This window comes from Roseateles sp. P5_E8, assembly GCF_054177665.1.
This window is the reverse complement of sequence record NZ_JBGCUM010000061.1, coordinates 1-12,976: the sequence shown is the minus strand read 5'-3', so window position 1 is coordinate 12,976 and position 12,976 is coordinate 1. Positions and strand designations below refer to the sequence as shown.

The 12,976-nt window shown below is 68.2% G+C and carries 10 protein-coding genes; 6 read left to right on the top strand and 4 right to left on the bottom strand.

Translation table 11 applies throughout. The annotated features are described in order from the left end of the window. Positions 1 to 6 precede the first annotated feature (6 nt). Genes ACXRVZ_RS23720 through ACXRVZ_RS23710 form a run of 3 tightly spaced genes read left to right on the top strand, consistent with a single transcriptional unit; the run spans position 7 to position 2,641 of the window. Positions 7 to 720 (top strand): glycosyltransferase, encoded by a 714-nt coding sequence (locus tag ACXRVZ_RS23720; protein ID WP_457424996.1) that lies wholly within the window; start codon positions 7 to 9, stop codon positions 718 to 720. After that, positions 717 to 1,667: a glycosyltransferase family 32 protein gene (locus ACXRVZ_RS23715; RefSeq protein WP_457424998.1), complete on the top strand. Its 951-nt coding sequence runs from the start codon at positions 717 to 719 to the stop codon at positions 1,665 to 1,667. The genes ACXRVZ_RS23720 and ACXRVZ_RS23715 overlap by 4 nt, the downstream gene beginning before the upstream one ends. Continuing rightward, positions 1,664 to 2,641 (top strand): glycosyltransferase family 2 protein, encoded by a 978-nt coding sequence (locus ACXRVZ_RS23710; RefSeq protein ID WP_458232896.1) that lies wholly within the window; start codon positions 1,664 to 1,666, stop codon positions 2,639 to 2,641. Before ACXRVZ_RS23715 ends, ACXRVZ_RS23710 begins: the two co-directional genes overlap by 4 nt. Here the strand turns inward: ACXRVZ_RS23710 and ACXRVZ_RS23705 are convergent. Next, a complete protein-coding gene (locus tag ACXRVZ_RS23705) occupies positions 2,617 to 3,621 on the bottom strand; it encodes a glycosyltransferase (RefSeq protein ID WP_457425002.1) in 1,005 nt (334 codons plus the stop codon). The two genes, ACXRVZ_RS23710 and ACXRVZ_RS23705, sit on opposite strands and share 25 nt — an antisense overlap. A gap of 39 nt (positions 3,622 to 3,660) precedes the next feature. Here ACXRVZ_RS23705 and ACXRVZ_RS23700 point away from each other — a divergent pair, with 39 nt between their 5' ends. Together ACXRVZ_RS23700 and ACXRVZ_RS23695 are read left to right on the top strand one after the other, a co-directional pair. Beyond that, on the top strand, positions 3,661 to 5,400 hold the full coding sequence (locus ACXRVZ_RS23700) for an ABC transporter ATP-binding protein (protein ID WP_457425004.1): 1,740 nt from the start codon (positions 3,661 to 3,663) through the stop codon (positions 5,398 to 5,400). Beyond that, positions 5,400 to 5,651 carry a ComEA family DNA-binding protein gene (locus tag ACXRVZ_RS23695; protein WP_457425006.1) on the top strand — a complete coding sequence of 84 codons (252 nt, stop codon included), beginning with the start codon at positions 5,400 to 5,402 and terminating at the stop codon, positions 5,649 to 5,651. The genes ACXRVZ_RS23700 and ACXRVZ_RS23695 overlap by 1 nt, the downstream gene beginning before the upstream one ends. Here ACXRVZ_RS23695 and ACXRVZ_RS23690 read toward each other — a convergent pair. The 3 genes from ACXRVZ_RS23690 to dnaE are packed head-to-tail and all read right to left on the bottom strand — an operon-like array spanning position 5,645 to position 11,725. After that, positions 5,645 to 6,829: a glycoside hydrolase family 5 protein gene (locus tag ACXRVZ_RS23690; RefSeq protein WP_457425008.1), complete on the bottom strand. Its 1,185-nt coding sequence runs from the start codon at positions 6,827 to 6,829 to the stop codon at positions 5,645 to 5,647. The two genes, ACXRVZ_RS23695 and ACXRVZ_RS23690, sit on opposite strands and share 7 nt — an antisense overlap. Beyond that, a complete protein-coding gene (locus tag ACXRVZ_RS23685) occupies positions 6,829 to 8,130 on the bottom strand; it encodes a patatin-like phospholipase family protein (RefSeq protein WP_457425010.1) in 1,302 nt (433 codons plus the stop codon). Before ACXRVZ_RS23685 ends, ACXRVZ_RS23690 begins: the two co-directional genes overlap by 1 nt. Before the next feature lie 28 nt (positions 8,131 to 8,158). Next, complete coding sequence (dnaE, locus tag ACXRVZ_RS23680; RefSeq protein ID WP_458232895.1) at positions 8,159 to 11,725, bottom strand: DNA polymerase III subunit alpha; 3,567 nt, start codon at positions 11,723 to 11,725, stop codon at positions 8,159 to 8,161. Positions 11,726 to 11,940: 215 nt separating this feature from the next. On the opposite strand from dnaE, the gene ACXRVZ_RS23675 reads away from it, so the two are divergent. After that, positions 11,941 to 12,918 (top strand): glycoside hydrolase family 43 protein, encoded by a 978-nt coding sequence (locus ACXRVZ_RS23675; RefSeq protein WP_457425014.1) that lies wholly within the window; start codon positions 11,941 to 11,943, stop codon positions 12,916 to 12,918. The last annotated feature ends 58 nt before the right edge of the window (positions 12,919 to 12,976 follow it).

The following is a 12,976-nucleotide window of genomic DNA, read 5'->3' as shown; positions in this document are numbered from 1 at the left end:
GTCTGCATGAAATGGGGCACCAAGTACGGCCCCGAGTACGTCAACCGTCTCTACGCGATGGTCCGACGCCATCTGAAGGGCGACTTCGGCTTCGTCTGCCTGACCGACCGCAGCGAAGGCATACGCAGCGAAGTGCGCTGCCTGCCCATTCCCGAGCTGACGTTACCTAACGGCGAGCCCGAGCGGGGCTGGAAGAAGCTGACGACTTTCAGCCCGGTGCTGGTCAACGAGTACGGCCTGAGCGGCACCGCGCTGTTCCTGGACCTCGACGTCGTCATCGTCGACGACATCACGCCCTTCTTCCAGGTCTCCGGAGAGTTCCTCGTCATCCACGACTGGAAGCGGCCCTGGCGCATCACCGGCAACTCGTCGGTCTACCGCTGGGAGCTGGGCGCCCACCAGGATGTGCTGACCGAGTTCGTTGCCGACCAGGCCAAGGCCAAGGCCGACTACCGCAACGAGCAGGCCTTCCTGTCAGCTGTGTTGCACCGTCAGGGCAAACTCAAGTACTGGGACGACGCCTGGTGCGCCAGCTACAAATACCACTGCATCCCGGCCTGGCCGACCAGCTATTGGCGTGACCCCTTCATCCCCAGCGGCGCGCGCATCCTGATCTTCCACGGCGTCATGAACCCGCCCGACGCGCTGGCCGGCCGCAGCAACGGCAACTGGCGCCACGCACGGCCGGCGCGCTGGATCGCCGATCACTGGCGCGAATGAGCACCGTCGTTCTCGTTCTGCAAGGCCTGCTGATTCTGGCCACGCTGTTGTTCTTGCGCGAGGTCTGGACGGTGCTACGTGCCCGCGTGCCCGAGCGCACGCGTGAAACGGTGGTCGGCTCGGCACGCTTCGATGTGCCCATCCCCAAGGTCATCTGGACCTACTGGCATGCCGCGCCACCGCCGGACTTCATCGTCGCCTGCCTGGAGAACTGGCAGCGGTTCGCGCCGGACCACGAGATCCGCCTGCTGCACCGCGACAGCGCGCTGGACTGGCTGCCCGCCCTGCGTGCCGACTTCGACACGCTGCCGGCCTACCGCCAGGCCGACTGGCTGCGCATCCAGTTGCTGGCCCGCCACGGCGGCGTCTGGATGGATGCCTCCATGCTGCTGGCGCGCGACCTGAACTGGCTGCACCGCCAGCGTGCCCACCGGGCGGCCAGCTATGTCGGCTTCTACATCGATCGCTTCACGACGCGGCCCGAACAGCCCATGGTCGAGAACTGGCTGATGGCTGCCGCGCCGGGTTGCCCCTTCACGCGGGCCCTGGCCGATGCCTTCGACCAGGCCCTGGACGAAGGCGCCGAGACCGTGCTGGCGCGGCTGGCCGAACAAGGCCGCTCGGCGCGCGTCGTCCAGGGGCTGGACCATGACTTGCAACGCTATCTGCTGATGCATGTCACGGCAGCCGACCTGCTGGACCGCCGCGCGGATGAGTTCCGCCTGGCCTTGCTGCGTGCCGAGGACGGCCCGCTGGCGTGGCTCAGTGGCGTGGGATGGCGCAAGACCCATCTGCTGGTGCGCCTCGCGCTGACCCCCTGCCCTCGTCGCATGCCGGCCGTGCTGAAGCTGCGCGGCAACGACCGCAGCCTCGTCGAGAAACATTGGCTTCGTGGCCGCGTGCTGCCTGGCAGCGCGCTGGACGAACTGCTGCGCCGCCCGCTGTGATCTGGCTCAGCCTGCTGCTGCCCATGCACGGCGTCGAGGCCTGGTTGCCGGCCTGCGTCGAGTCCTTGCGACCCCAGCTGGACGACGGCGTGGAACTCGTCTTCGTCGACGATGCCTCGCCCGATGGCTGCGCTGCGCTGGTCCGGCAGCTGTTGCCGCACGCGCGCGTGATCTGCCAGCCCACCAACCGGGGCGTCAGCGCGGCGCGCAACCGCTTGCTGGACGAGGCGCGCGGCGATTACCTGTGGTTCATCGACCCTGACGATCTGGTCGAACACGACGTGCTGCCAAGGCTGAAGGCGCTGTTGACCCGGCACCAGCCCGATCTGCTCAGCTTTGACTTCCGGGTCTTCGACGATGGCCCGTCCACAGAATCGCTGAAGCCGCGCCACCGTCACATCGCCAGCTTCGACGGGCCGGCCGGCGTGCTGATGAACGACGTCGACCAGCGCCTGCGCGGGTTTTTCATCCATGGCCAGTTCCACCCCTGGAGCAAGGTGGTGCGCCGCGCCTGCTGGCCGCAAAGCCTGCGCTTTCCCGAGGGCCGGGTCTTCGAGGACATGGCCTTGTACCCGCGACTGCTGCTGCACACCCCACGCCACCTTCATGTCGCCGAGGTCTGGATCGCCTACCGCCAGCGCGGCGGCAGCCTGATGGCGGCACTGGACGTCAAACGGCTGGACGACTGGAGCGCCGCGCTGGACGGGCTGACGGCCGAGCTGCCGCCGCTGCACGACGACACGCGCTTCGAGATTGCCCACTTCTGCGCCCGCACGCTGCTGCGCGCCAGGCGCCGCCGGCTGCAGGCGGGCGGCGCGGCCTTGGCGGGCCTGGCGATGGACGCCGAACGCTTTGACCGCAGCTCGCCGCTGAGCAAGCGGGCGCTGCTGGCTGCCTATTTCAAGCGCGGCCRCTGGCTGCGCGGCCTGCAGTGGTGGCAGAACCTGGCTCAGCCCGCCCCGCAAGCCCGGTAGAAGGCTTCGATCTCGGCCACGCGCGCCGGCCGCGAGAACGGCTCGACCGGATGGACCCGGCGCGCGGGCCGCTCGGCCTGCAGGCGGGTCAGCGCGCCGGCCAGCGCCGCGACATCGCCGCAAGGCAGCAGCGGCTCGAAGCTGGCCTGCAGATGCACCGCACCCTCGGTGGCCGTGGCCAGGATGGGCAGGCCGGCGTGCATGGCTTCCAGAAACACCAGCCCGAACGGCTCGCTGCGCGCCGCGCTGACGAACAGGTCGAACGCCGCCAGGCAGTTGGCTGGCTCGTTGGTGAAGCCGGGCATCACGACGTGCGGGCCTGCCTGCGCACGCACGGCCTGCCAGTCCGGCCCCTTGCCCACGAGCACCAGCCGCGCACCCGGCAACCGCGCGCGCTCGAAGGCCTGCACCAGCAGGTCCCAGCCCTTGCTGTGCTCGCCGCGCCCCAGCGTGCCCACCAGCCAATCCCCGGGTGCCACGCCCCAGGCCGCGCGCAAGCGCTCGCGCGCGCCGGGCTCGGGCGGCTGCGGCTGGCTCCAGTTGTTGATCTGGGCGATCTTGCCGCCGAAGCCCGCCGGGATCTGCGCCAGTTGCTGCGGCGTGATGGCGATGACACCGTCCAGGTGGCCATGCTGGCGCGGCTTGTAGGCGATGTGCAGCGTCGCCACGCGCACCGTGGGCGCGCTCACGCCGGCCAGCGCCTTGCATGCAAAGCTCAGGTGGGCATGGCAGACATCGGGCCGCCAGCCCCGGGCCCAATGCGCCACGCGCGTGGCGGGCAGCAGCGGCGGGTAGTGCAGGCGCTGCTGCTCCACGCGCGGGTCCAGCCTGTGGGCCCAGGCGTCCGGCCGGTCCTCGGCGGCAGCATTCGCCAGCACGAAGCAGACCTCGTGCGACTGGCTCTGCGCATTGGCCAGTTCGATGGCGTAGCGCTCACTGCCGGCGAAGCGTTTCGTGAAGAGGAGATGGGCGATGCGCATGAGCGGCCGCCATTGAAACACGGACGACAATCGCGCCCGATGTCCGCCGACGCCACCCCCCAAACCACCCCCGCCCGCCGCCTGGGCCAGTACATCTACCCGCATCGCTGGGGCGCGCTGCTGACCGTGCTGGCCTACATCGGCGCGGCCGCCACCGAGCCGCTGATCCCCAAGCTCATCGGCTATGCCTTCGGCGAAGGCTTCAAGAGCGCCTTCCCGCTGTGGATGGTGCCGGTGGTGCTGATCGGCCTCTATGCCTTCCGCGGGCTGTTCGGCTTTGCCGGCCAATACCTCTTCAACTGGACGCTGACGCGCAGCGTCATGGACTTCCGCTCCGCCCTGGTCAGCGCGCTGCTGCGGCTGGACGCGCAGGTCTACACGCGCATGCAGGCCGGCACGGCCGTCAGCAAGGTCGTCAACGACCCGCAGCAGATCCTGCAGCTGGTCGGCGACGTCGGCATCAGCCTGCTGCGCGACGGCCTGCCGGCGTTGGCGATGCTGGTCTACCTGTTCTATCTGAACTGGCAGCTGACGCTGCTCAGCCTCGTCGTCACGCCGCTGATGGCGCTGGTGATGAAGAAGCTCAACCAGCGCATGCGGTTGATGGCGACGCGCTCCTACGACGCGCAACTGCTGCTCGTCAACAAGGTCGACGACCTCACGCGCGCCTGGCGCGTGGTGCGCCAGTTCGGCGCGGCCGACCATGAACGCGAACGCTTCACGGCCGTGGCCCACGAGGTGCGGCGCAACAACCTGAAGACCGCCACCGCGAGCGCGCTGGCCCAGCCGCTGTCGCAACTCGTCGCCAGCGTCGGCCTGTCGGCCATCATCTGCGTGGCGCTGTGGCAGGCGCGCGCCGAGGGCACCGGCGTGCAGGCCTTCGCCGAGTTCGTCACGGCGCTGCTGCTGCTCACGTCGCGGCTGCGCCACCTGTCCGACCTGGCCTCGCCGCTGACGCGCGCCAGCGTCATCGCCAAGGGCTGCTTCGAGCTGATGGACGCGCCCAAGGAGGCCGACGCCGGTACGCAGGAGCTGCCTGGGCCCGCCCAGGGCGACATCGCAATGGAGGCCGTGAGCCTGACCTACCCCGGCGCCAACCAGCCGGCGCTGGACGGCCTGGACCTGGCCTTCAGCGCCGGGCGCACGACGGCACTGGTGGGAGCATCCGGTGCGGGCAAGAGTTCCATCATTCATCTGCTGCTGGGCTTTGGCCGGCCGGATGCGGGGCGAGTCACGCTGGACGGTGCCGACATCGAGGCGCTGACCCGCGCGTCCTTGCGCCGCCAGTTCGCCGTCGTGTCGCAGGACATCGTGCTCTTCGACGACTCGGTAGCCGCCAACATCGCCTATGCGCAACCGCGTGACGAGGCAAAGCTGGAGGCTGCGTTGCGCGCCGCCCACCTGTGGGACTTTGTTCAGACCCTGCCCGAGGGCGTGGAGACGGCCGTGGGCGCCAACGGCAGCAAGCTCTCCGGCGGCCAGCGCCAGCGCCTGGCCATCGCTCGGGCCCTCTACAAGGACGCGCCGATCTGGATCTTCGACGAAGCCACCTCGGCACTGGACACCGAGAGCGAACGCGCCGTGCAGCAGGCCCTGGCCGCCTGGTCGGGCCGCAAAACGCTGATCGTCATCGCCCACCGGCTCTCCACCATCCGCGACGCCGACGCCATCCATGTGATGGGCGCGGGCAAGCTGGTCGAGACCGGCACGCATGCCGAGCTGATCGCGCGCGATGGTGCCTATGCCGCCATGGTGCGGGCGCAGGCCGGCGAGCCGTGATGAAGCGGCGCGCGCTGCTGCTGTGGGCGGCGGTGCCTGCCTTTGCTGAATCGGAAGTCGACGCCAACACCGCGACACGCGCCCAGCTCGAATCCCTGCCCGGCCTTGGCCCGGCGCTTGTGCAACGGCTGCTGGCCGCGCGGCCGTTTGCGGGCTGGGCCGACCTGATAAAGCGCGTGCCGGGCATTCGCTCGGCGAGTGCGAGAAAACTCTCCGCCGCCGGCCTGCGCGTGGCGGGTCAGGCCTACTGACGCATCTTGCGTTTGATGATGCCCATCAGCGGGCTGTCCAGCGGCACCTTGTCGCCCTTGCCCTGCTCGCGCAGGTAATACACCTGGCCGGCGGGGAAGGCGGGCGGGATCTCGTAGTCCATGGCCTCCCAGACGTCCTCGCGGAAGCTGTAGAAGGCCCAGTGCGCGCCGTGCCCGTTCAGCGTGTCCAGCACGTCGCCCAGGTAGGCGCCGCAGTCCGTCCAGACGCGAACGCAGCCCAGCTCGCCCGCCACCATTCGGTTGGCGGGGATGCCATTCGCCGCCGCCCAGGCGAACGGCACGGCCAGGAAGGTCTTCAGCGCGGCCTTGTCGAAGGTCAGCGACTTGCCGCCCCAGGTCACCTCTGAGCCCGGATACGGCAGCTGCGGCTTGCGCTTGATCTGCGGCGCGCTGGTGATGTTCCAGGGTTCATACATGTGGAAGGCATACAGCACCTTCGAGTCCTTCAACGGTGTCCAGCCGCTGAAGCTCCAGGCGTTCGCATACCAACCGCCATCAACCATGACGGGCGTGTCTGCACCGACGGCGCGGACGGCGGCGATCACCTGCTCGTAGAACGCTGGCAAGTCGTGCGTCGTGCCCCTGTGCTTGGCGTACCAAGCCTGGCGCACCTCGGGCGCAGCGTGCTCGTCCAGCCCCATGCCCTTCTCGGGCGTCGGTTCATTGAGCAGGTTGTAGCCGGCCAGGGCGGGATGATCCTTCAAGGCAGCAGCCAGGTCGCGCCAGAAGGCGGCGGACTGGTCCCAGAAGGTGCGGTCCTTCCACAGCCGGTCATCCTGCTTGTCCTGGTTGTGCTGCACCCAGCGATTGCCGGGCAGCGACAGCGGCACCAGCACGACCTTGATCCCCGCCGCATTCGCTGCGTCCAGCGTCTTGCGCACCAACGCCAGGTCCGAGGCGGGGATGCCCCGGTAGGCGTCGGCATTGCCGATCAGGAAGTCGCGGCCCTCGCCCTTCCATTTGGAGAAGGTCAACCGCACCCAGGTGGCGCCGGTGCCTTTGAGCGCGCGGAAATAGGCCTCGTCGGGCGGCTTCTCGTTGAAGCTGTTGCCGCCGTGGCGCGGGGTGTCCCAGAAGGCAATGTCGGCCGCTATCGCCTGTATGGCCGGCATGGCCAGCAAGGCGCCCATCGCGAGGGTCAACAGCAGCCGCAGCATCACACCCCCGCCGCAAAACCGGCCGAACGGCTGCGCCGCAACAAGGAGGGATCGATCTGCGGCGACCGCGCCGGCCAGCCGAAGAAGCGCTGCACCTCGGCACGCTTGGCCAGCGTGTCGCTCATGCCCAGGTTGATCAGCTCGTTGACGAAGCTGGGCTCGAAGAGCAGATAGCTGATCAGCGCCGAGCCGCTGGTCTTGTTGCCCTTGCCGCTGACGCCGAAGGCCCGCAGCATGGCGCGCACCGACGAGGGCAGGCTGGCCTGGTGCTCGCCGGCCAGGTCGTCCAGGCGGCGGCTGGGGGCGATGACGAGCAGCTCGATGGGCCGCAGCGCCGTGGCCGCCCGCGTCTCGCGCGGCAGCAGGGCCAGCGTGCGGTTGATGCGGCGCAGGCGTTCAACGTCCACCGACAGCGCGTCCAGGAAGATGTTGGACAGCGCATGGCCGGCGATCTGGGCCATGCTGGGATGCTCCTCGGTCGCCTGCACGCGCCGGCCCTCGGGCTCCTTCATGCGGCCGGCGCCGATGACGAGCACGCGCTCGGCGCCCAGGTGCACGGCCGGCGAGATGGGCGCGCTCTGGCGCATGGAGCCGTCGCCGAACCACTCGGGCATGCCCTCCAGCGGCACCAGTTCGGCCGGAAAGATGAAGGGAATGGCGGCCGAGGCCATCAGATGACTGAGGCTGAGCCGCGCCTGCACGGCCATGCGCTGCTCGCGCAGCCAGGGCACGATGTGGTGGTGGGTCTGGAAGAAGGTGACGTGCTGGCCCGAGGTGTAGCTGGAGCCCGTCAGCGCCAGCGCGCGCAGGTGACCGCCGTCCAGCATGGTCTCGATGCGGTCCATGTCCAGGTAGCGGCCCAGCAGTTCGCGCAGCGGCGTGTTGTTCAGCAGGCTGCGCGGGCGGCTGCGCGTCCAACGGGCGATGGCCCAGCCCAGGCTGAGCATGGAGAGCCAGCGCGCGCCGCTCTTCACCGCCTCGAAGGCATCGGCCCGGTAGATGTTCTCGACGTGCAGGCCCTGCCAGAGGTGCACCAGCCCATCGACCGCGCCGTCGAAGTCATCGGCATGGCAGGCCAGCGTCGACGCGTTGATGGCGCCGGCCGAGGTGCCGCTGATGACGGGAAAGGGGTTGCCCTGAGTGGCGCCGGCATCGCGGCGCAGCTGGGCGATGGCCGCAAGCACGCCCACCTGGTAGGCCGCACGCGCGCCGCCGCCGGTCAGGATCAGGCCCGTGATCGGCTGTGGGCGATGAAGCCCGAAATCCGACTTTGCAAAGGGCTTGGGAACGGCTTGTTGCATCTGGCGAAATCATCGCCGATGGCAAGCGTCATCCCACCTCGTAGATAACCTCGGCTGCCGTGCCCAATTTGGCAAGCGCCTCGTCCGCCGGCCAGAAACGGCTGGCCTCGCCGAGCTCCACCATCCAGCGTGCGCCGACCTGGGCGCCATCCGGCTCGGCCTTGACGGACACGCGCACCGGCAAACCCAGCTTGCGCGTGCCGCCCTCCTCCGTCACGACGTCGCGCGGCGGGAAGCGGTCGACCAGTTCCTTGATCAGCCCGGCCGAACCTGCATTGCCCAACAGCAAGTGGCGCCCGAACTTGGCGCGTGCGGCGGCCAGGCCCCACACCGCTGTCACGTTCATGCGCAGGCCGCCGGAGAAGCGGTCGTTCTGCACCTTGCCCTGGGCAATGATGAGCTCGTCCTCGGCCAGCAGGTCCTTGTTGGCGTTGAGCAGTTCCTCGTTGGCGACGGCCTCGACGGCGTCGCTCTTGTCGTCGATCTTGAAGATGGCGACGCGGCCGCGCTGGCCGTTGATGACGCGCAGGTCGCTGACAATGCCGGCCACCAGCGCCGGCTCGCGGCTGTCCACGAGGTCGGCAATCTGGCGCTTGACGATGCGCCGCACCTCGGCACCGCCGTGGTCGAACAGGTGGCCCGACAGGTAGAAGCCGATGGCCGTCTTCTCCAGCGACAGGCGCTCCTTGATGCTCCAAGGCGCCGTCTCGACGAGGTCGGGCTCCACGTGCGAGGCCGCATGGGAGTCGCCGAAGTCGAACAGGCCGCCCTGGTCCGCGTTGGCCTCCTGCGTCTCGGCATGCGTGTAGCCACGCCCGACGCTGGCGAGCAGCTTGTGGCGGTCAGCGTTGATGCTGTCGAAGGCGCCTGCCTTGATGAGCGCCTCGACGGCGCGCTTGTTGACGGCCTTGCGGTCCACACGCAGGCAGAAGTCGTAGAAGCTGAGGAAGGGCCCACCCGACTCACGCGCCGCGATGATGGCCTCGATGGCGCCGCGGCCCGTGCCCTTGACGGCGCCGAGGCCGTAGTTGACGAGCCGGTTCGTCAGCGGCTCGAAGCGGTAGACGCCCTTGTTGACGCAGGGCGACTGAAACTCGATGCCGAAGATCTTGGCGTCGTTGAGCAACACCTTGAGCTTGTCGGTGTCGTCCATTTCGATGGTCATGTTCGCGGCGTAGAACTCGGCCGTGTAGTGCGTCTTCAGCCAGGCTGTGTGATACGACAGCAGCGCGTAGGCGGCGGCGTGCGACTTGTTGAAGCCGTAGCCCGCGAACTTCTCCATCAAGTCGAAGACCTCGTCGGCCTTCTTCTCGTCGATGCCTTTCTCCGCCGCGCCCTTGCGGAAGATCTCGCGGTGCACGGCCATTTCCTCGGCCTTCTTCTTGCCCATCGCGCGGCGCAGCATGTCGGCGCCGCCGAGGCTGTAGCCGCCCAGCACCTGGGCGGCCTGCATCACCTGCTCTTGATAGACGAAGACACCATAGGTCTCCTCCAGCACCTGGCCCAGCAGCGGGTGCGGGTACTCGATCGTTTCCTTGCCGTGCTTGCGCGCGACGAAGGACGGGATCAGGTCCATAGGCCCCGGCCGGTAGAGCGACACCAGCGCGATCAAGTCCTCGAAGCGCGAGGGCTTGGCGTCCTTCAGCAGGCGTTGCATGCCGGGCGATTCAAACTGGAACACGCTCTCGGAGTAGCCCTTGCCGAAGAGGTCGAACACCTTCTTGTCGACCAGCGGCACGTTGGCCCAGTCAAAGCCGGCACGCTCCTTGTGGCGGGCGACGATGAAGTCCTTGGCCAGCTCCAGGATGGTCAGCGTGGCCAGGCCCAGAAAGTCGAACTTGACGAGGCCGATGGCTTCCACATCGTCCTTGTCGAACTGGCTCACGGCCGAGGTCGAACCGGGTTGCTGATACTGCGGGCAGAAGTCGGTGATCTTGCCCGGCGCGATCAGCACGCCGCCGGCGTGCATGCCGATGTTGCGCACCATGCCTTCCACGCGGGCGGCCAGCTTCAGCAGCTCGGCCACTTCCTCGTCGGCCGCCTCGCGCTCGCCCAGCTCCGGCGCCTCGTGGCGGGCGTAGATGACCTTGGCCTTGTCGGGGTCGAAGTTGGGCGGCAGCTTGGCCAGCGTCACCGTCTTGCCTGGCGGCGCGGGGATCAACTTGGCGATGCTGTCGACATGGCCGTAGCCCATGCCCAAAACACGGCCGATGTCCCTCAGCGCCGCTTTCGCAGCCATCGTTCCGAACGTCGCAATCTGGCTGACCGCCGGCCGGCCGTACTTGTCCTTGACGTAGTCGATGACGCGGTCGCGGTTGCCCTGGCAGAAGTCGATGTCGAAGTCGGGCATCGAGACGCGTTCGGGGTTCAGGAAGCGCTCGAACAGCAGGTTGTATTTGAGCGGGTCCAGGTCSGTGATGAKCAGCGCGWASGCGACSAGCGAGCCSGCGCCMGAWCCSCGSCCCGGGCCGACCGGGCAGCCATKGGYCTKSGCCCAGCKGATGAAGTCYGMGACGATSAGRAAGTAGCCCGGGAAGCCCATCTTSAKGATSGTGTTSAKCTCGAASTCCAGCCGCTCGACGTAGCGCGGCCGTTCCTTGTCGCGCTCGGCTTCGTTGGGGAAGAGATGCGCCAGCCGCCCGACCAGGCCTTCGTGGCTCAGCTCGCGGAAGTACTGCTCCATCGGCATCGGCGTGCCGTCTTCCAGCAGCGGCGTCGGGAAGTYGGGCAGCTGCGGCTTGCCCAGCACCAGCGTCAGCGAGCAGCGGCGCGCGATCTCTAGCGTGTTCTGGACGGCGCTCGGGATGTCCTTGAACAGCTCGCGCATCTGCGCCTGCGTCTTGAAATACTGGCTCGGCAGAAAGCGCTTGATGCGCTTGGGGTTGGCGAGGGTCTCACCCTCGGCCACGCAGACGCGGGCCTCATGCGCCTCGAAGTCGTCCTCGCCCAGGAACTGGATGGGGTGCGTTGCCACCACCGGCAGGCCCAGCTCGGCCGCGAGCGGCACGCTCGCGTGCACGAGCGCCTCCTGGCCGGGCAGGCCGGCGCGTTGCAGCTCGATGTAGAAGCGATTGGGGAAGACCGCCGCAAGCCGCTGCGCCCATTCACGCGCGCGCACCTTGTCGCCCTGCATCAGCGCCTGGCCCACGCCACCGTGCTGCGCGCCGGACAGGCAGATCAAGCCCTCGCCCAACTCGCTGAGCCACTCCCATTTCAGGCAGGCCTGGTTGCGCTGCACGTTGTCTATCCAGGCGCGCGACAGCAGCTCGCTGAGGTTCAGATAGCCCTGGCTGTTCTGCACCAGCAGCAGCAGGCGCGTGGGCGGCTTGTCGGTGGCGTCGGTCTCCAGCCAGCAGTCCGCGCCCAGGATGGGCTGCACGCCCTTCTTGCGCATGGCGCTGTAGAACTTGATGCCGCCGAACAGGTTGGCCAGGTCGGTGATGGCCGCCGCCACTTGGCCGTCCGCAGCCGCAGCGTCGGCGGCGTCATCGGTGCGGAGGGTGCCGTCCACCACCGAGAACTCGGTGTGCATGCGCAGGTGGACGAAGGGCAGGTCTTGCAGTTCTTGCGGATTCTGGGCAGCGGTCTCGGGCATCGCGGCATTGTAGGAAGCCGCCCGGGGCCGCCCCGGCTGCCAACTCCATCACGCTGTAAACGCTTCCGGCGAAAAACATTAAGTCTGACTTTTGGTCGATGCCAATTTCAGAATCGGCGTTACTTCGGGGTTACATCGCCGGAATAGTCATATTTAATTCGTTCAGGCCAGCCCGAAGAGGCGGCCCCAACACCAACGACCCGGAGACAAATCCCATGCTTTTGACCCTGAAACGCCTCGTGCGTTTGGCCCTCGGCTGCACCCTCGCCGCCGCCCTGCTCCCCGCCCAGGCGGCCCCCTGGACGCTGACCGGCGCCATCGGCACCCACGACCCCAACATCTACAAGACCAGCTCGACCTGGTGGCTGTTCGAGACCACCGACAACGGCGGCATCGCCGTCAAGTACTCCAGCAACGGCACGGCCTGGACCCAGGGCGGGGCCATCTTCAGCGGCGGCCTGTCCTGGTGGAAGACCTACCTGCCCACCAACAAGACCGCCATGGTCTGGGCACCCGGCTGCGGCGAGTACGGCGGCCTGGGCTATTGCTACTACGCCATCTCCAGTTTTGGCTCGCAGAAGTCGGCCATCGGCCTGACGACGTCGGCCGGCGGCATCGCGGCGGGCCAGTGGGTGGACCAGGGCGCCATCCTGACCTCCAAGTCCGGCGACGGCTACAACGCCATCGACCCGGCCTTCACGCTGGCTGCCAATGGCGACCCCTACCTCGTGTTCGGCTCGTTCTGGAACGGCATCCACATCACCCGCGTCAGCAAGGTGAACCTGAAACCGCCGACCGGCGGCATCGTCAACATCGCCAAGGACAGCACCAACGGCATCGAGAACGGCTTCGTCGTCAAGAAGGCCATCGGCAGCACGACGTACTACTACCTGTTCGCCTCCAAGGGCGCCTGCTGCCAGGGTGCCAACAGCACCTACCGCATCGTCGTCGGCCGCTCCACGTCCATCACCGGCCCCTATGCCGACAAGGCCGGCGTGGCCATGATGTCCGGCGGCGGCACGGTCATCGCGTCCAGCGGCTCGCGCTTCAAGGGCCCGGGTGGGCAGTCGTTGCTGGCCGATGGCTCGGTGATGGCCTGGCATGCCTACGACGCCAACAACAACGGCGCGCCGGTGCTCTTCATTGGCAACGTGACCTGGGGCTCGGACGGATGGCCGCAAGCGGTCTGGTGATCGCGCCGCCGGCGGCCCTTCTTCTCGGGGTCGTCGGGGTCGCGCTGGTGGCCTGGGC

What these genes read in the sequence shown, in the direction of transcription:
- ACXRVZ_RS23720 (WP_457424996.1), top strand. Translation starts at nt 7, where the DNA reads ATGAAATGGGGCACCAAGTACGGCCCCGAGTACGTCAACCGTCTCTAC.
- ACXRVZ_RS23715 (WP_457424998.1), top strand. Translation starts at nt 717, where the DNA reads ATGAGCACCGTCGTTCTCGTTCTGCAAGGCCTGCTGATTCTGGCCACG.
- ACXRVZ_RS23705 (WP_457425002.1), bottom strand. Translation starts at nt 3,621, where the DNA reads ATGCGCATCGCCCATCTCCTCTTCACGAAACGCTTCGCCGGCAGTGAG.
- ACXRVZ_RS23700 (WP_457425004.1), top strand. Translation starts at nt 3,661, where the DNA reads ATGTCCGCCGACGCCACCCCCCAAACCACCCCCGCCCGCCGCCTGGGC.
- ACXRVZ_RS23695 (WP_457425006.1), top strand. Translation starts at nt 5,400, where the DNA reads ATGAAGCGGCGCGCGCTGCTGCTGTGGGCGGCGGTGCCTGCCTTTGCT.
- ACXRVZ_RS23690 (WP_457425008.1), bottom strand. Translation starts at nt 6,829, where the DNA reads ATGCTGCGGCTGCTGTTGACCCTCGCGATGGGCGCCTTGCTGGCCATG.
- ACXRVZ_RS23685 (WP_457425010.1), bottom strand. Translation starts at nt 8,130, where the DNA reads ATGCAACAAGCCGTTCCCAAGCCCTTTGCAAAGTCGGATTTCGGGCTT.
- ACXRVZ_RS23675 (WP_457425014.1), top strand. Translation starts at nt 11,941, where the DNA reads ATGCTTTTGACCCTGAAACGCCTCGTGCGTTTGGCCCTCGGCTGCACC.